This window comes from Prosthecobacter sp. (genome assembly GCF_044232965.1).
Taxonomy (GTDB): Bacteria; Verrucomicrobiota; Verrucomicrobiia; order Verrucomicrobiales; family Verrucomicrobiaceae; genus Prosthecobacter.
The window spans coordinates 46,223-63,471 of sequence record NZ_JBIIKX010000003.1; the positions used below are offsets into that span (position 1 = coordinate 46,223).

Annotated in this window: 15 protein-coding genes and 1 tRNA gene; 11 read left to right on the top strand and 5 right to left on the bottom strand. The window is 60.5% G+C overall.

Features of this window, described 5'->3' with window-relative positions; translation table 11 throughout:
• Positions 1–15 precede the first annotated feature (15 nt).
• The 4 genes from uvrA (at position 16) to ACILSI_RS01985 (ending at position 5,144) form a co-directional block, all read left to right on the top strand.
• Positions 16–2,874: an excinuclease ABC subunit UvrA gene (uvrA, locus tag ACILSI_RS01970; RefSeq protein WP_395720158.1), complete on the top strand. Its 2,859-nt coding sequence runs from the start codon at positions 16–18 to the stop codon at positions 2,872–2,874.
• Positions 2,875–2,903: 29 nt separating this feature from the next.
• Complete coding sequence (locus ACILSI_RS01975; protein ID WP_395720159.1) at positions 2,904–3,254, top strand: hypothetical protein; 351 nt, start codon at positions 2,904–2,906, stop codon at positions 3,252–3,254.
• Between the two features lie 110 nt (positions 3,255–3,364).
• The gene (locus ACILSI_RS01980) at positions 3,365–4,198 is read left to right on the top strand and encodes an MBL fold metallo-hydrolase (RefSeq protein WP_395720160.1); all 834 of its coding nucleotides are present in this window, start codon (positions 3,365–3,367) and stop codon (positions 4,196–4,198) included.
• A gap of 49 nt (positions 4,199–4,247) precedes the next feature.
• A complete protein-coding gene (locus ACILSI_RS01985) occupies positions 4,248–5,144 on the top strand; it encodes an NAD(P)-dependent oxidoreductase (RefSeq protein ID WP_395720294.1) in 897 nt (298 codons plus the stop codon).
• 65 nt (positions 5,145–5,209) lie between these two features.
• Here the strand turns inward: ACILSI_RS01985 and ACILSI_RS01990 are convergent, their stop codons facing one another.
• Both ACILSI_RS01990 and ACILSI_RS01995 read right to left on the bottom strand, forming a co-directional pair.
• Positions 5,210–6,757 carry a hypothetical protein gene (locus ACILSI_RS01990; RefSeq protein ID WP_395720161.1) on the bottom strand — a complete coding sequence of 516 codons (1,548 nt, stop codon included), beginning with the start codon at positions 6,755–6,757 and terminating at the stop codon, positions 5,210–5,212.
• A 93-nt stretch (positions 6,758–6,850) separates the two neighbouring features.
• Positions 6,851–7,621 (bottom strand): polysaccharide lyase, encoded by a 771-nt coding sequence (locus ACILSI_RS01995; protein ID WP_395720162.1) that lies wholly within the window; start codon positions 7,619–7,621, stop codon positions 6,851–6,853.
• Positions 7,622–7,705: 84 nt separating this feature from the next.
• On the opposite strand from ACILSI_RS01995, the gene ACILSI_RS02000 reads away from it, so the two are divergent.
• The 5 genes from ACILSI_RS02000 to ACILSI_RS02020 all read left to right on the top strand — a co-directional run bounded on the left by ACILSI_RS02000 (position 7,706) and on the right by ACILSI_RS02020 (position 12,252).
• A complete protein-coding gene (locus ACILSI_RS02000; protein WP_395720163.1) occupies positions 7,706–8,749 on the top strand; it encodes an alpha/beta hydrolase in 1,044 nt (347 codons plus the stop codon).
• Between the two features lie 84 nt (positions 8,750–8,833).
• A tRNA-Lys gene (locus ACILSI_RS02005) sits at positions 8,834–8,909 on the top strand.
• 106 nt (positions 8,910–9,015) lie between these two features.
• Positions 9,016–9,393, top strand: coding sequence for a DUF721 domain-containing protein (locus tag ACILSI_RS02010; RefSeq protein WP_395720164.1), 378 nt, complete (start codon positions 9,016–9,018; stop codon positions 9,391–9,393).
• Between the two features lie 118 nt (positions 9,394–9,511).
• Positions 9,512–10,987, top strand: a complete 1,476-nt coding sequence (locus tag ACILSI_RS02015; RefSeq protein ID WP_395720165.1) for a CbiX/SirB N-terminal domain-containing protein — start codon at positions 9,512–9,514, stop codon at positions 10,985–10,987.
• A 29-nt stretch (positions 10,988–11,016) separates the two neighbouring features.
• Complete coding sequence (locus ACILSI_RS02020) at positions 11,017–12,252, top strand: DUF1015 domain-containing protein (RefSeq protein ID WP_395720166.1); 1,236 nt, start codon at positions 11,017–11,019, stop codon at positions 12,250–12,252.
• A gap of 174 nt (positions 12,253–12,426) precedes the next feature.
• Here the strand turns inward: ACILSI_RS02020 and tilS are convergent, their stop codons facing one another.
• A complete protein-coding gene (gene tilS, locus ACILSI_RS02025) occupies positions 12,427–13,389 on the bottom strand; it encodes a tRNA lysidine(34) synthetase TilS (RefSeq protein WP_395720167.1) in 963 nt (320 codons plus the stop codon).
• A gap of 104 nt (positions 13,390–13,493) precedes the next feature.
• Here tilS and cobA point away from each other — a divergent pair, with 104 nt between their 5' ends.
• Positions 13,494–15,017 carry a uroporphyrinogen-III C-methyltransferase gene (cobA, locus tag ACILSI_RS02030; RefSeq protein WP_395720168.1) on the top strand — a complete coding sequence of 508 codons (1,524 nt, stop codon included), beginning with the start codon at positions 13,494–13,496 and terminating at the stop codon, positions 15,015–15,017.
• 21 nt (positions 15,018–15,038) lie between these two features.
• Here cobA and ACILSI_RS02035 read toward each other — a convergent pair whose 3' ends face one another.
• Positions 15,039–15,338 carry a hypothetical protein gene (locus ACILSI_RS02035; RefSeq protein WP_395720169.1) on the bottom strand — a complete coding sequence of 100 codons (300 nt, stop codon included), beginning with the start codon at positions 15,336–15,338 and terminating at the stop codon, positions 15,039–15,041.
• Entirely contained in the window at positions 15,335–16,213 is an 879-nt protein-coding gene (gene aroE / locus ACILSI_RS02040; protein WP_395720170.1) for a shikimate dehydrogenase, read from the bottom strand. The genes ACILSI_RS02035 and aroE overlap by 4 nt, the downstream gene beginning before the upstream one ends.
• Positions 16,214–16,357: 144 nt before the next feature.
• Here aroE and ACILSI_RS02045 point away from each other — a divergent pair, with 144 nt between their 5' ends.
• Positions 16,358–17,221, top strand: coding sequence for a ThuA domain-containing protein (locus ACILSI_RS02045; protein WP_395720171.1), 864 nt, complete (start codon positions 16,358–16,360; stop codon positions 17,219–17,221).
• Positions 17,222–17,249: the final 28 nt, after the last annotated feature.

Here is a 17,249-nt window from a genome sequence, read left to right on the forward strand (position 1 = left end):
CGGCTTGTGTGACGCATGCCAGAAGACGTGATCCGCGTGCGTGGCGCACGGCAGCACAACCTCCAGAATATTGACGTGGACATCCCACGGCATAAGCTCGTGGTGCTCACCGGCGTGAGCGGCAGCGGGAAGTCGTCGCTGGCGTTTGATACGCTGTTTGCCGAGGGGCAGCGACGCTATGTGCAGAGCCTATCGGCCTACGCACGGCAGTTTCTCGACCAAATGCAGAAGCCGGACGTGGATTTCATCGAAGGGCTCTCTCCGGCGGTCGCCATCGAGCAGGTTCACTCGAATCCGAACCCGCGCAGCACCATCGCCACGGTGACGGAGATCTACGACTACCTCCGCGTGCTCTACGCCGTGGCCGGGCAGCCGCACGACCCGCAAACCGGCGAAAAACTCCTTCGCAGCACGCCACCGGAGATCGCGAACAAGGTTTTGGCGCTCGGTGAAGGCACGCGCGTCATGGTGCTTTCCCCGCAACCTCCAGCGAACGGCGCGGACACACGCACGCTGTTTGAAAAGCTCAAACGCCAGGGCTTCGTCCGCGTGCGTTTGAATGGCGAAATCGTGGAACTGGAGGATTCGCTCAAACTCGCCGCCGAAGAACAGCAGCAGGTGCAGATCGTCATCGACCGCCTCGTGCTGCGCACAGATTCACGCCAGCGGCTCATGGAGGCCATCGAAAGCTCGCTACACTGGAACGAGCGCGAGGTGCAGTTCCTCGTGAACCTCGACGGCAGCGATGAAATCCTCAGCTACACCACCGCATTCGCCAATCCACGCACCGGCTACGTCATTGAGCGTCTCACGCCGCAGCATTTCTCCTTCAACACGCATCTCGGTGCCTGCCCCACCTGCGAAGGCACCGGCATGATCCCGACGCCGGATGCGACGCTGCTGGTGCCTGACGAATCCAAATCACTCGCCGATGGCGCGATCAAGGCTTGGTGGGCGCGACATCCAAAGGTTCGCGTCATTTTCAACCAAAGCGTGGAAGCACTGGCGAAGCACTTCGGTGCCGCGATGGATGTTCCTTTCCAAACTCTGCCGCAGGCCTTCAAAGACGCGCTGTTTCACGGCACCGGCGATGTTGCCATCGCCACGGGTTGGAAGAAATCCGACCACACACGTAGCGTGGCGAAACCGTTTGAAGGCCTGTTGCCCGAAATCGCCCGTCTTTATCAAAGCGCCGAAAGCGACGCGCTGCGAGCCGCCCTCACGCGACTCATGAATCCGCATGCATGTGGGACATGCGATGGCAAACGGTTGAAACCGCAGTCGCTGGCGGTCCGATTGAGTTCACAGGCGAAGGAACTCAACATCCACGAGCTCACCTCGCTGCAAATCCGCGATGCACTCGGCTGGATGCGCGACTTGGAAGTCACCGAGCAGCAGAAAGTGTATGTGGGCGAGTTGCAGCGTGAGATCGCGAAGCGCATCGAGTTCCTGGAGCAAGTCGGGCTCGGCTATCTCGCGTTGAATCGCGAAAGCGGCACGCTTTCCGGCGGCGAGATGCAGCGCATTCGTCTCGCTTCGCAAATCGGAGCCGGACTTGCGGGAGTGCTTTATGTCTTGGACGAGCCCAGCATCGGCCTGCACGCCAGCGACAACGAGCGCTTGATCCAAACGCTGCTACGCCTGCGTGATCTCGGCAACACCGTGCTCGTCGTCGAACACGATGAGGCCACGATGCGTGCCGCCGATCACATCATCGAACTCGGCCCCGCCGCCGGCCCGCATGGCGGCAAGCTCGTCGCCCAAGGCACGCCCGCTGAAATCGCCGCGAATCCGAATTCCATCACCGGCTCCTACTTGAGCGGTAAAACCCGTATCCAGGCCACCGCATTGCCGCAAACGCTCTTGACCGAGAACCAAGGCCCCAGAACCCAGAACTCGTTAACGATCCACGGTGCCAGCGAGCACAACCTGCGCAATGTCACCGCCGTCTTCCCGCTCGGCAGCTTCACCTGTGTCACCGGGCCGTCTGGCAGTGGCAAATCGACCTTGGTCGATGACATCCTCATGCGCGCGTTGCGCCGCCATTTTTACGACGCCAAAGACATCCCCGGCAAGCACGAGCGCATCACTGGCCTCGAACATCTCGACAAAGTCGTCGTCATCGACCAGTCGCCCATCGGCCGCAGTCCGCGCTCGAATCCCGCCACTTACACCGGCGCGTTTGGCCCCATCCGTGAGCTGTTCGCGCAGCTTCCGCTCGCCCGCATGCGCGGTTACGATGCCGGACGCTTCAGCTTCAACACCCCCGGCGGTCGTTGCGAAAAATGCGAGGGCGACGGCGTCATCAAGATCGACATGCACTTCCTCGCCGATGTCTATGTCACCTGCGAGTCCTGCAAAGGCCGCCGTTACGGCGCGGAAACACTGGAGGTCACCTTCAAAGGCAAAAACATCGCCGACGTGCTCGAAATGACCGTCAGCGAAGCCGCACGCTTCTTTGACCGCAACAACGCCATCGCCCCAAAACTGCGCACGCTCGAAGACACCGGCCTCGGCTACATCAAGCTCGGCCAAAGCGGTGCCTCGCTCTCCGGCGGCGAGGCCCAGCGCATCAAGCTCAGCGCCGAACTCGCCAAACGCAGCACTGGCCGCACACTCTACGTTCTCGACGAGCCCACCACCGGCCTCCACAGCGCCGACATCCAGACGCTGCTCGGGGTCCTGCTGCGTCTGCGCGATGCCGGGAACACCCTCATCGTTATCGAGCACCACCTCGACGTCATCCGCTGCGCCGACTGGATCATCGACCTCGGCCCCGGCGGCGGCACCGAAGGCGGCCACATCCTCGCCACGGGAACGCCGAGGCAGATTGCAGCGAACGAGAACAGCGTGACGGGACGGTTTCTCCTATAAACCAATCACTTGATCGAATGCATAGCCCCATGAAGCACCGCCGTAGCACTTTGGTAGCCTGCCTGCTCATCGCATACGTTTCCGCACCTTACCTTGCTGGCATTTACCAAATTGGAGAACGGGAAGGGCCTGTAATCTACCCTGAAGGATACCACTCTTTTGTCTTTCAAATGGGACACGAAAGCTTCCATCACGAAAAGTCCCGGCAATCACTCGATGTCTGGATGTACAAGCGGCCTTTTTTCTATGGATTGCCCCGTCGTCTGAAATCAGAACAGGAACGACTCGAATTCATCGAGATGGTAAGGCGAAACAAGAGTCCTATACTGCCACGGCTTTTGGAAATGAATAAACTCACAAAAACTACCAAAGCCCCCTGATTTGCGGGACTGCCTGACGGCTTGCCTTTCACCAACTCGCAAGGCAGCGATTCTGCACAGCGGCACATAAAGTCTTGCCATCGCAGCCAGATCGCATTGAATCGCGGCCCATGTCGATTCCTCTCGAAGACCTTTTCAACGATGTCATCGCCAAGTCCATGCGCGGACTTGGCCTCAGCGATGCTGATCTCACCGCCAAGTCTGGTGCAAGCGCTGAAGCGATTGCGGCGGCCAAATCCGGCGCGGTGGATGACGCGGTGCTGCTCAAGATCGCCCCACATTTGAACCTGCACGGTCCCTCGCTCGCCACGATGGCGCACAACGCCTGGAAACCAGCCGACCTCAGCCTGCCGGGCCTGGCGCAGTTCAACACGACGTATCACGACATGACGGTGAACGCTTACCTCGTGTGGGACGCCGAAACGAAGAACGCGGTCGCCTTTGACACGGGGGCCGATGCCGGACCGATGATCGACTTCATCGAGAAGCACGGCCTCAACCTCAGCCTCATCTTCCTCACGCACACACATCCCGATCACATCATGGATCTGGCCAAACTGTCCGCCGATGGAGCCGTGACCGTCTTTGTGCATGCGCGTGAGGCCTGCGCCGGGGCCAAAACCTTTGAACTGGGCGAAACAGAGTCCTGGGAGAGCGGCGGCCTGAAAATCGAGCCTCGCAGCACCTGGGGCCATTCGAAGGGCGGCATCACCTATGTGGTCAGCGGTTTGTCCAAACCAGTCGCCATCGTGGGCGATGCCCTATTCGCCTCCAGCATGGGCGGCGGCATGGTTTCGTTCAGCGACGCCCTCGCCACGAACCGAAAGGAAATCTTCACTTTGCCAGATCACACCGTCCTCTGCCCCGGCCACGGCCCACTGACCACCGTCGGAGAGGAAAAGGCGCACAATCCGTTTTATCCAGAGTTCAAGTCACACACTTGACCCTTTTGACAAGCTTGACCGTTCTGCTCCTCACTCACAACCCATCACTATCTTCCATCTCATGTCCCAAACCGTTGCATTCGTCGGAGTCGGCAAAATGGGGGCCAACATGGCCCGCCGCCTCAAAGAAGTGGGCTACAGCGTCACCGCTGTGCTCGATGTGAACACGCAGGCCGCCGCTGAACTGGCCGCCGAACTCGGCTGCAAAGCCTGCACCACGCTGGCCGATGTCACCGCAGCGGCGGATGTCATCTTCACCGTCGTGACCAATGACGCCTCCATGCGCGGCATCTTCTTCGGCAGTGGCGACAGCCTGCTCACCAACGCCAAGGGCAAGATCTTCATCAACTGCGCCACGCTCTCTCCCGCGATCCATCGCGAGGTCTATGCCGCCGCTGAAAAAGTCGGCGCGCACAGCTTGGAAGCCTGCATGGCCTCCAGCATCAGTCATGCACGCGAAGGCAAGCTTTACCTCATGCTGGCCGGTGATGAAGCGATCTACCAGCAGGTGCAGCCAATGATCGAGCAGATGAGCGTGAACCGCCGCTTCATCGGCGGTCCGGGCCGTGCGGCGGAAGTGAAAGCGCTGGTGAACATGGTCATGAACATCAACACCGCCGGTCTGGCCGAAGGTTTGGGCCTCGCAGACGCCCTCGGCCACGATTTGAACATGATCCGCGAGGTCTTCAGCCAAACGGGCGCCAATTCCCGCGTGCTGGAAACCGACGGCGGCGACATGGTGGCCCGCGAGCACGACTGCTGGTTCTCCGCCGAACACGCCGCCAAGGACAGCGGCATCGCCGCCGATGTGGCGAAGACCGTCGGCCTCAATCTGCCGCTCAACGACGCCACGAAGGCGCAGTATGAAAAAATGGTCACGCTGGGCCTCGGCGGGCTCGACAAGAGCGGCATCGCCGAGTTGACGTTCAAAGGGCGGCATGGCTGAACCGTGTAGCAAAAGCAAAACCCAGGGTTCTGGCGAACCCTGGGCTGCAAGGATGAAATGGTGGCTCAAACGCCGAGCAATTCACGCGCCTCCGCCTGTCCGGGTGCCGGACGACCAAACTCACTGGCAGTAACGCGGGCGAGCGCGATGAGGTGACGCCAGCGGAAGGCGGGACGCGTGCGGTGAAACTCGTCCCAGGTAGTCTGGAAGTATTTCTCCGCATGCAGCGCGCCATCCTCACTGACGGCGTAGCGCAGCAAGGTCTGGAACACAGCCTCCGGGGCGATCCCCTGCATGCCACAGCGATGCACCACGCCAGCGGCGTGACCTTGGAGATTCAGGCGGATATTCTCATCGAGCTCGGCGAGCAGTTTCGCCTGATCCGTGGACGCGCTGATCTGGCGCTTCACAGGAAGCGGCTCCCATTCGAGGAAACGCTGGACGCCATTACCGCCGCGATCACGCGCGACCTGCCAAGCCCCGAGGATGAGGCAGGCGAAGACATTTCGACCTTTGCTAACCTGCGAGAGATTGCGCCACGCATGCACCGAATCGCTCGCATGCACGCCAACAGAGTCGCCGTGCGTGCTGCCAGCCGGTTTGCCGGGTGACTCCCACTCCGGCGGGCGGCCATGGTCGCGTAGCACGAGTTGATTCGCCGCGAGCGAGATGGCCTCGCCGATTTCATGCGGATCAAATCCTTCCGCCAGCGCGGCGGCCACCGCGCCGGCAGCAGTTTCGGGCGTGTCGCTGAAGATGGTCATGCTGAGCTTCTCCATGACACCGTCCTCCATCGAGCGCGTGCCGGGGTCGCGTCCCATGAGCTTGTGTTCGTCGATCAGCTTCGTCAACGCCTTGCTGTGCTCGTCCCATTCAGGGCGGCGATACTTTTCCGAGTTCAGACAGTAGCGCAACGACATGCGCAGCAGGGTGGTGGCATGCTCACGGCCCACGAGATCGAGCAGATCCCAGGCGCGATACGGCAGCACGGTGCGATGCACCTCGGGATTGTCCTGCACGCATTCGAGCAGCGCGTTAAAACCGTCGTCCGCGCTGTTTTGCATCATCGTGGCGAACATTTTCTCCGCACCGGCGGTGTCTTTGCGTTTCACCGTGTCGTGAAGTTGCTGCGCGTTTGGTTTGTCCGAACCTGCGGCCACGGGATGCAGCACCTCCTCATCACGACCACCGTTTTCCTGAATGCGGTTGGTGTTACGATAAAGAACCTTGAACACTGGAAGCGCCGCCTGTTTGTCCGGCATGGAACCGGCCATTCTCAGCGCGGGATGCAGCGCCATGAGCGTGTGGAAGCCGATGTAATCCTCACCGCCAAAGGTGCGCGCGTTGGCGAGCACGCCTGCGGCCACGAGTTGTTTCAATGGCACGCCGTCCTTGAGCTTCGCGGCGAGCGCGGGCTGGAGTTTCGACACAGGCGTCTCCTGCATGAAGCAGACGAGCGACTCCATGCCGCCGAAGTTGAGAACCGCTGGAGCTTCGACAGCACCAGCCGTGGTGATGCCAAGTTCAGCGGCCAGCGCGGGGCCGATGGTGGCGAGAAGAGTGCCTTTGCCGACATCGGCAAGGAACTCGCGACGGGATTGCGGTTCGTTCATGATTGACCTCCCTGGTTGCAATGAGCCCGAGTGTCCCGGTTTGGCCGGAGAAGGTCAATGCTTCAGTTGAACCTTTCTGAAAGACTCAGGCGGTTATTTTTTCACCTTCATCTCCGCAAACTCGGCCCAACAAGGTTTTGTCGGAGCCCAAGACTTGTCACCGCCGCCGTGAAAAGTTTCGAAGTAGAGTCCGTCCACACCGAAGGTATCCACGCTGCGCCATTCCATGTCGGTGCGTTCGACGAGAAGCTGTTCATCGATCCACACTCGCAATACACCGTCGCGTATTCCAGGCGTGTTCATGCTCACGGCGATGCGCACCTTGACTGGTGAGTCAGTGGGAAAACGGAAGTCGGCGGGAAAGGCAAAGCTGTCGCCATAATCGCCCTTTTGATTCTTGTGATAGACATAGGCCTCGCCGCGTCCATCCCTGCGCCACATCAGGCGGGCGGAGAAGCCGTTTTTGCCGTTCGCTGGTCGTCCTCCACTCACGTTTTCAGGTCCGCCGCAGAGTCCGGGCAGCTTGCCTCCTTTAACGAAGTCGAAGTCCTTGCTAAAGCGGAGCGTGTAACTCATCTCCGCCGCCTCATGCCTGCCAAACGGCATGCGCCAGCCCGCACCGCCTTCCTCGGGGCCGATCTTGCCGGTGGTGAAGTTCACGCGAAGCCATTTTTGCGATTCACGCTCAGTCACAGTCACACGTCCTTCTTTGATCCCGCCTTCAAACTCACAGCCCGGCCAGTCGGCCTTCCAACGTTCCTTGGTGTAAGGCCCGGCCTCGCCGGAAATCGAAATGCTGAGCGGTAATTCGGCAGCAGCAGCAAAATGAAGCAAAACGAGAAATGCAAAAAACAGAAGACGCATGAGCGGGAGTTACCACGAGGCCGGAGCAAAGGCATGCAAATTTCATGCTGGACACGCAGGCGCCAAGTCGTTGTGATCGGCGTCATGAAACATGGGATCATCTTCCTCACCCTAGCCGTCGTTGCAGCCGCGCAGGTCACTTCCGAAAACAACGAACAGCTCCGTGAAGGGCTGAAACGCTACCCGGAGGCTGATACGAACAAGGACGGTGTGCTCTCACTCGACGAAGGCCGCACCTTTCTAGCGAAGATGAAGAAAAAGCCAGGCGGGGAGGCAAAGCCGGCGACAAACGGCCTCAAACCGGATTTCTCTGATGTGGCTTACGGCCCACATGCGCGGAACAAGATCGACCTCTATCTGGCGAAGTCCGAGCAGCCGATGCCGGTGGTGTTCATGATTCACGGCGGCGGATTTCGGAACGGGGACAAGAGCCGCTGGGCATCCGACAAACAAATGAGCCAGCTCCTCGCCAGCGGCGTGTCATGCGTGGCGGTGAACTATCCGTTTCTCGATGCCATGCCGATCCAGGACATCCTGCGGCAGTGCGCCCGCGCCGTGCAATTTGTGCGGTCCAAGGCGGGTGAGTGGAAGCTGGATAAAACGCGGTTTGCCTCCATGGGCGGCTCCGCCGGGGCCGGAACGTCTCTCTGGCTGGCCACGCACGATGATCTAGCTGATCCGAAGGCAAGCGACCCCGTGCTGCGCGAATCGACACGTCTGAGCTGTGCGGTTTGCAACGGCACCCAGGCCACCTACAACCTTACGCGCTGGGAATCCTTCCTCGGTCCAGCGAAACCGGAGTTCAACACCAGCGAGACCGAGGGTGCGCTGTTTTACCACCTCTCCTCGACGGCCGATTTCAGCACCGAAAAGGGGCAAACCATCCTGCGAGAGTGCGACATGCTGCACTGGATCACCAAGGATGATCCTCCGCTGTTTTTGAGCAATCCTCAGGTCGTGCCGGCCCCCACGAATCGCGGCGAGTGGCTGCATTGCATTCACCATGCCCGCGAAGTTCAAAAAGAGTGCTCTGCGGATGGTGTGCCCTGCATCGTGGCACAGGATGCACAAGAACCGAAGCCGGATGCGGTCAAGTTTCTGCTCCAGCACCTGAAAGTTTCACCGTGAGCGGGCAAAACGCGCTTGCACGATGGGCTGAGACGGCTATTACTCGCGCCCTTCACCGACCCTGTCTCGCAAGCGACAGTCAATGCCTCCGTAGCTCAGTTGGTAGAGCAGTTGACTCTTAATCAATTTGTCGTAGGTTCGAATCCTACCGGGGGTACCACTTCGCTAAGCGAAGATGGACACAGCAAAAAGCCAGCGCCGTCACCCACCTGCAAAAGGTGATTTTGTGATTTAGCACCGGCTCATTACCGGCTAGCCTGCGGCCCATGAGCGACCGTAAACCCACCGCCCACCAAATCCTGCGCCACCGGCTGGTGGCGGCTTGGCGTGGCGTGGCGGACGGGCCGCTGATGGACCTGCCCACGCTGAGCGTGGCCGATCTGGCTCCGAAAATCGTCGCGCAGTGTGGTTTGGCCAATCGTGTGAAGCTGGAGGATGTGCTTGAGGCTTGGGAGGAGATCGTTGGCCTTTTCTTGTTCAAACTCTCGCGCCCGGACTCCATCGAGCGCGGCGTGCTGACCGTGCGCCTCATGCAGCCCACCGCCCATCATGCGCTGATGCTCGAAAAAGGCAAAATCCTCAAGCGCCTGCAGGCCAAACTGCCCGACGCCAAGATCCGCGACATCCGGTTTCGCCACGGGTGAGGGAAAATGACGAAATCCGAATGCCGAATGACGAATTGCTTCCAACCATGACGCCACGGTCGTAATTCGGACTTAATTCGTCATTCTGCATTCGCCATCCCCACCTTCCTTCAAGCCTTTGAACTCCCATCAGCACGCCGCCCTTATCATCGTCGGTCACGGTTCTACCGTGAACCCGGACTCCAGCGCCCCGACACACCTGCACGCCGACGCCATCCGCCAGCGCGGCATTTTTCGTGAAGTCGCCTGCTGCTTTTGGAAAGAGGAGCCGAACATGCGCGAGGTGTTCGAAATGGTGGACAGCGATGTCATCTACATCGTGCCGAACTTCATCAGTGAAGGCTACTTCTGCCAGCAGGTGCTGCCGCGTGAACTGCGACTCGACGGCCCGGTCACCCACCGCGATGGCAAAACGATCTATTATTGCGATCCCGTGGGCATCCACCCGAACATGACGCGCCTCATCTTGCAGCGTGCGGATGAAGTGGCTCCCGGCGTGCCGCGTGATCGCACCAGCCTCGTCATCGTCGGTCACGGCACCAGCCTGAACGAAAACTCCACCAAGGCCATCCAGGACCAGGTCGCCCTCATCCGTGGCGGTCACTATGGATTTGCCGAGGTCATTGACACTTACATGGAGGAAGCTCCCTTCGTCGCCGAATGGGCCAAACTGACCACCTCGCCCGATGTCGTCATCGTCCCGTTTTTCATCGCCGACGGCCTGCACAGCTTCCAAGACATCCCCGTCCTGCTCGGCATGCGCGAGGAAATCGGTGCCGCCCTGAGTGAAAGCGGCGTCTTCCATCACAATCCCCACCAGCTTCAAGGCCGCCTGCTCTACTACAGCGGTGCCATCGGCACCGAGCCGCACATGGCGGACGTGATTCTGGATCAAGTGAATGATTTTGACATAAAGCACCGGATCAGTTCGCAGTTCACGGTTCGCGGTTCGCCGTTGAATGACACGCTAGCCGCGTGGTTGCAGCAAGGTCGCGACTCCATCGGCGAAATCGCCATCGCCACGAATGCGGATGGCAGTTTTTCGCTCTGTCACATCGCGGATCGCGATCAAGACGGCCTGCAAGTCCATCACGCGGCTCATGATGCCTTGTTCATCGCGCGCAATGACGCCAGCGGCGCTTTTCGTCCGCTGCACTCCGCGCCCACGTTGAATCGCGGGTGGAGGCTCGATCTCGCCACGCTCGACGAGCTGCGCCTGGCCCTGGACTTCTTCTATCCTGCCGCGCTCGGCATGGCGCATGCCTTGGAGCAGGGCAAACTGGCCTCGGTGCCGCTGCGGGAGGTGCTCGGCCGTCAGACCGGCATGTATCGCTTCGCCAACAACATCACCGATGATCAGGCGCATGCCATGATCGGCAAATGCTGCGCGAACACGAAATGCCTGCGCCGCATTTTGTGGCCGCTGACGACCTCACAACCAATGGCCAACGAAGCTGCGTCAAAAACGCAGCCGAATCACGATTCGAACGCGATCCCCCTGCTCTGCATCGAAGCCTGCACCCACATCGTCTCCGCCGCGCGAAAAGTGGCGCGGGAGAGCTTTGAGGCAGCTCAGCCCAAGAGTGCGGATTGACAAGCACCCCCCGCGTTTTATCTCGAATCATGCGCATTCGCACATTCAAAGGTCTCGTCCCCGCCCCCAAGTTCGCCCCCGAAGTCGCCGCCGTTCCGTACGATGTCGTCAACCGTGAGGAGGCCGCCGCTCTTGCCAAAGGCAAGCCCAACAGCCTGCTGCATGTGGACCGCGCCGAAATCGACCTCGATCCAGAGATCGACCCGTATTCCGCCCCCGTGTATGCCAAGGCCCGTGAAAGCTTTGAGCGCATGCAGAAAGAAGGCGTGCTGACGCGTGAGGCAAAGCCCACGATGTATCTGTATCGTCAGACCGTCGCCGGCCACAGCCAGACCGGCCTCGTCACTGTCTGCCACACGGAGGATTACGAGAAGGACATCATCAAAAAGCACGAGAAAACGCGCCAGGACAAGGAAGACGACCGCACGAACCTCGTGGACTCGCTGAACGCGAACACCGGCCCCATTTTCCTCACTTACCGCCAGCGTCCGGGCATCAGCGCCTTGATTGACGGCTTCACCAAGAGTGAAAAACCGATTTACGACATCACCGCGCCCGACAACGTCCGCCACCAAGTCTGGCGTCTCTCGCTCGGCCTTTGCGTCTCTTTGACCGGCCTGTTTGAAAGCCAGGTGCCCTTTGCCTACGTCGCCGACGGTCATCACCGCGCCGCCAGCGCCTTCCGCGTGAGCAAGCTGCGCCGTGAGGCCAATCCGAACCATACGGGAGAAGAAAACTACAACTGGTTCCTCAGCGTGCTGTTCCCTGGCAACGAGCTAAAGATTCTGCCCTACAACCGGGCCGTGAAGGATCTGAACTGCAACGACCGCGAGGAGTTCATCAAAAAGGTCGGCGAAATCTTCACCCTGAAGCCGACCACACTCAAAACGCCCACGAAGCCGGGTCAGTGCTGCATGTATCTCAAGGACCAGTGGTATGAGTTGAACTGGGAACCCGCCAAGGACGCCAGCCCCATCGACCAGCTCGACGTCAGCATCCTGCAAGACCGTTTGCTCAAGCCCCTCCTCGGCATTGACGACCCACGCACCAGCAAGCGCATCGACTTCATCGGCGGCATCCGTGGCACCGCGGAGCTCGAAAAACTCGTGAACAGCCGCGACTTCAGTGTCGCGTTCTCGATGTTCCCCACCACCGTCGATCAGCTCATGGCGATCTCCGACGTCGGCCAGATCATGCCGCCGAAGAGCACTTGGTTTGAACCCAAGCTGCGCTCAGGCTTGTTCATCCACACGCTGGAGGGTTAAGAGAGTGGTCCGCACAGTCCTCTGTGCGGGCGTGGCAGTCTCCTGGTGAAATTAACGCCAAGGCGCTCCGCACAAGGATGGTTCTGGGGAAACGCGGAGTCATCGAGAGTCGCGGAGCGCCGCACAGAGGACTGTGCGGACTACTTTGAGATCCAGCCGACCGTTTGCAAAAGACTACTCCACCCACAGCCGTTTCGCTTTGCGGCGCAGGTGGCGGTCATGTGGCAGATTGATCTTCGCCGGTCCGTCCGGGGCCAGCATCGTCATGGCCGCTTCAATCTCGTCATGCTCGATACCGGGCAGTTCCATCACCTCACGGAACCACAACGCGAAAACGCGTGAGAGCACGGCAGGATGCAGGGTGAGCAACTCCTTGGTGATGGAAAGCGAGCGATCCTCATTCACCTGCTGTGGAGCGGTCAAAAACGCAAAAGCCTGACGCTGCAAGCAGTCGTCATCTTGTTCCGCCAGTGATCCAAGACGAAGCACCTGTGGCACCACATCGCGGGCGAAGATGTCGTTCAACAGCGGCAGCGCCTCGTGACGCAGTCGATTGCGGCGGTGTTTGGGCGATGTGTTGCTCGAATCCTCGCGAAACTTGTAGCGCTTTGATTTGAGATAGGCATCGATCTCGCTGCGGCGGACTTGCAGCAGCGGGCGCACGAGATGCAGACCCGAATCAAGCCGCTGCACCGCGTGCATGCCTGCCAGCCCGGCCAGACCGCTGCCCCGGCAGAGATTGGCAAGAATCGTCTCCGCCTGATCTTCGGCGTGGTGCGCCAGCAAGACGACCCAGGTGTCGTGTTTTTCGGCCATGCGCAGCAAAAAGGCATGCCGCGCCTCACGGGCGGCGGTTTCGACCGAAATCTTCCGTTCCTTTGCCAGCGCCGCCACATGCGCGGCCTCGATCTCGCATTTGAGGTCGTGCTTCTTCGCCAGCCTCTGCACAAACATCGCGTCGCCGTCCGATTCGTCCCCGCGCAGACCGTGATTGAGATGGCAGAGGATCAGATTCGTGAATCCGGCCTCTCGCAACAGGTGCAGCAGCGCCACCGAGTCCCGTCCTCCGGAAATCGCCAGCAGCACTGGCAAAGAAGGATCGCAGGCCGTGGGAAGCTGGAGAAGGATGGAAGGCATTGGCCGACTATGGAGCGCTGTGGAATCCTCGGCAAAAGGGAAACAATGCCATCCATCCTTGCGGTGGGCCGTGGTTTCGACACCTTGGCCGCCCTTTTCCCACCATGGCCTCCAAGAAAACCACCCCTGGCATCTGTTACCTCGTCGGCGCCGGTCCCGGCGATCCCGGACTTCTCACGCTCAAGGGCAAGGAATGCATCGAGGCCGCTGACGTGCTGGTTTACGACTACCTCTGCAACCCCGAGCACCTGCGCTACGCCAAGCCCGGCACCGAGCGCATCTACGTCGGCAAGAAGGCGGGCGATCACACGCTGCCGCAGGAGGAGATCAACAAGCTCATCGTCAAACTCACCAAGGAGGGCAAAACGGTCACGCGCTTGAAGGGCGGCGATCCGGTCTTGTTCGGACGCGGGGCGGAGGAAGCCGCCGAGCTTTACGAAGCCGGCGTAAAGTTTGAAATCGTGCCCGGCATCACCTCCGCCATCGCCGGACCGGCTTACGCGGGCATTCCGGTCACGCATCGTTCGCATGCGTCCCAGCTCACCATCTTCACCGGCCACGAAGACCCCACGAAGCCCGACACCTCGCTCAATTACGCCAAGCTCGCGCAGGCGGACGGCACCAAGGTCTTCCTCATGGGCGTCGAGCGCATCGACGAGATCACCCAGCAGTTCTTGAAGCACGGCGCGAAGCCAGAAACGCCCGTCGCCCTCGTGCGCTGGGCCACGCACAGCCATCAGCAGACGCTTGTCGGCACCTTGGCCGACATCGCCGCCAAAGTGAAGGCCGCTGGCTTTAAAGCACCCGCCGTCGCCATCATCGGCGATGTCGTCACCGAGCGCCCACAGTTGAACTGGTTTGAAGACCGCCCGTTGTTTGGCAAGAAGATCGTTGTCACCCGAACGCGACAGCAGGCCGGAGTGCTGAGCAAAAAGCTCTCACAACTCGGAGCCGATGTCATCGAGCTGCCAACCATCCGCACCGAACCCGCCACCGATCAGAAAACCTTCGGCGAACTCGTCAACGACTGCCACACCTACGACTGGATCATCTTCACCAGCCCGAACGGTGTGGATGCCTTCTTCACCATGTTCGACAAGCTCTTCAACGACGCGCGCTGCATCGGCGGCGTGCGCATCGCCTGCATCGGACCCGGCACGGCTGAGAAAGTGAAAGCCCGCTTCCTGGCCGTCGATCTGATGCCCGACAAAAACTTCGTCGCCGAAGGCCTCGTGAAAGCTTTCAAGGACCACCAGGACATGGAGAACGTCAAAGTGCTATGGGTCCGCGCCGAGGAAACGCGCGAAGTCATCGCCAACGAACTCACCGGCATGGGGGCCATCGTCGATGAGGCCATCGCCTACCGCACCGTCGCCGAAACTGAGGACAATCTCGAAGCCCTCGCCCGCCTGAAGGCCGAGGGCGCTGACATGATCACCTTCACCAGCGCCTCCACGGTCGAGCACTTCCTCAATCTCAAGGTCGCCCTGCCCGAAGGCATCAAAATCGCCAGCATCGGCCCCGTCACCAGTGCCGCCATCAAGGAGCACGGTCTCAACGTCGATGTCGAAGCCAAGGAGAACAACATCCCCGGCCTCGTGGCGGCGGTGGAAACGTTTTGGAAATAGGTTCGCGCGTCTTTGCGCAGTTCAGTGGTCCTTGCCACAGACGCTGCACATGAAGCGGTTGCCGCGTCCCCGGATTTCATACGTTTTTCCGCCGCAGAACGGGCATTTCACGGAAACGAAGTTACGCAGGAACCAGCGCGTGGCCACCGCCACCAGCACACAACCCACCGTCATGGTGATCAAAGGCGTGATGCGATGACGCTCCAGCCAGTCCCAGATCAGGGCAATCAACCCGCAGTAGACCGCCCCCATGATGATCGGGCCGAAAAAGCAGAAAGCGAAGTGCCGCGACGAGGTCATGCGATATTCGGAATCATTCACGCCATCACCGCATCGCGCAAGCCCGCACGCATCGCTTCCAACGGCGCGGGGCGGCCAAACCAGTGCTCAAAGGAAATCGCGCCCTGGTGCAGGAGCAGCGTGAGGCCGTCCACCACCTTGGCACAGGCCTGTTTTGCGTCCGCCAGCAGGGGCGTCTCGCCGTCGGCACGATACACCATGTCAAAGCAGTGATGACGGGCCGTCACGGCCTCCGCCGGAAGCAACTTCGCATCCCCAGACTTCATGCCGAGTGAGGTGGCGTTCACCAACAGGTCGGTCCCGTCCATCTCGGCCGCCACCGCTTCATCTGTCCAGGCAATGACCTTCACTTTCGTCTGCGGCGAGAGTTTGGACACCTCAGCCGCCAGGGCTTCGGCTTTCGCGGTCGTGCGGTTCGCCAAAACGAGCTGCGGACAGCCCTCCAGCGCGCATTGCACCGCCACCGCCCGCCCGGCACCGCCACCGGCACCGAGAATAAGCACGCGCAGATCCTTCACCTCGGCTCCAAAGGCCTCCTTCACGCTGCGTAGGAAGCCGGGGCCGTCGCTGTTGTAGCCATGGAGTTTGCCATCGCGAATCGCCAGCGTGTTCACCGCGCCGAGCTGTCGCGCCAGCGGGTCGAGCACGTCCACCGCGTCCAGCGCCTCAAACTTGTGCGGGATCGTGATGTTCACGCCGAGGAAACCGCAGGCCGCGAACTGCCGGAACGCCTGCGCCACATGGCCCACCGGCACCTGCACACGGATGTATTGCGCATCAATGCCGCAGGCTCGCAGCGCCGGATTGTGCATCTGCGGACTGCGCGAGTGCGCGATGGGATCGCCGATCACAGCCAGCCGTGCGGGCGGCGTGAAGCGCCCCGCGTCCCAGTTCATCAATTCATCAAACGTTAAAAAATCACCCACGCCGCAGTCATGCTGCGGAAGCCTGCGCTGTCAAAGCACGCCGCAATTTTCCCCTCGACACCTCGTTGTAAACACGCTGCATTCAGTCCCCTTCCAAATCTCGCCATTCCAACCATGAAACTACTCCTGCCCCTCGCCACCCTCGCACTTGCCGGGGGTCTTTTTTTCCTCCAGGCCGCCGACAACGCCGTCAAACCGCTGCGCGTCCTGATCGTCGCCGGTGGCTGCTGCCATGAGTATGACAAGCAAACCATGGCGCTCAAGGAAGGCATCGAGGCCCGCCTCAACGCCATCGTCGATGTCGCCTACAACCCGGACAAGTCCACCAAGGCCACCTTTGAAATCTACAAAGCCAAGGACTGGTCCAAGGACTTCGACATCATCGTCCACGACGAATGCAGCGCCGATGTGACCGACCCGGCTTATGTGAACGCCATTCTCGACGCCCACAAGGCGGGCAAGCCCGCCGTGAACCTCCACTGCGCCATGCACAGCTACCGCTGGGGCAGTTTCCGCGAGCCAGTGAAGCCGGGCGCGGACAATGCCGGCTGGTATGAAATGCTCGGCATCCAGTCCACCGGCCACGGCCCTCAGCAGCCCATCTCCATCACCTTCACCGACAAGACGCACCCGATCACGCAGGGACTCGAAGACTGGACCACCATCAACGAGGAGCTGTACAACAACATTCAGGTCCTCACCGGCAAGCCACTTGCCACCGGGGTGCAAATCGTCCCGCCCAAGGCCAAAAAGGGCGAAACTCTGCCGCCTGATGCCAAACCAACCGAGGCCACCGCAATTGTCGCCTGGACCAATGAGTTCGGCCCGAACAAGACCAAAATCTTCTCCACCACCATCGGTCACAACACCGCCACGGTCAGCGACGCCCGCTACCTGAGCCTCATCACCCGCGGTATCCTTTGGGCCACCGGCCACATCAACGAAAACGGCCAGCCGGAACAAGGTTACGGCAAGTAAGCCGTATAGCTCTTGCAGCGATTCAACA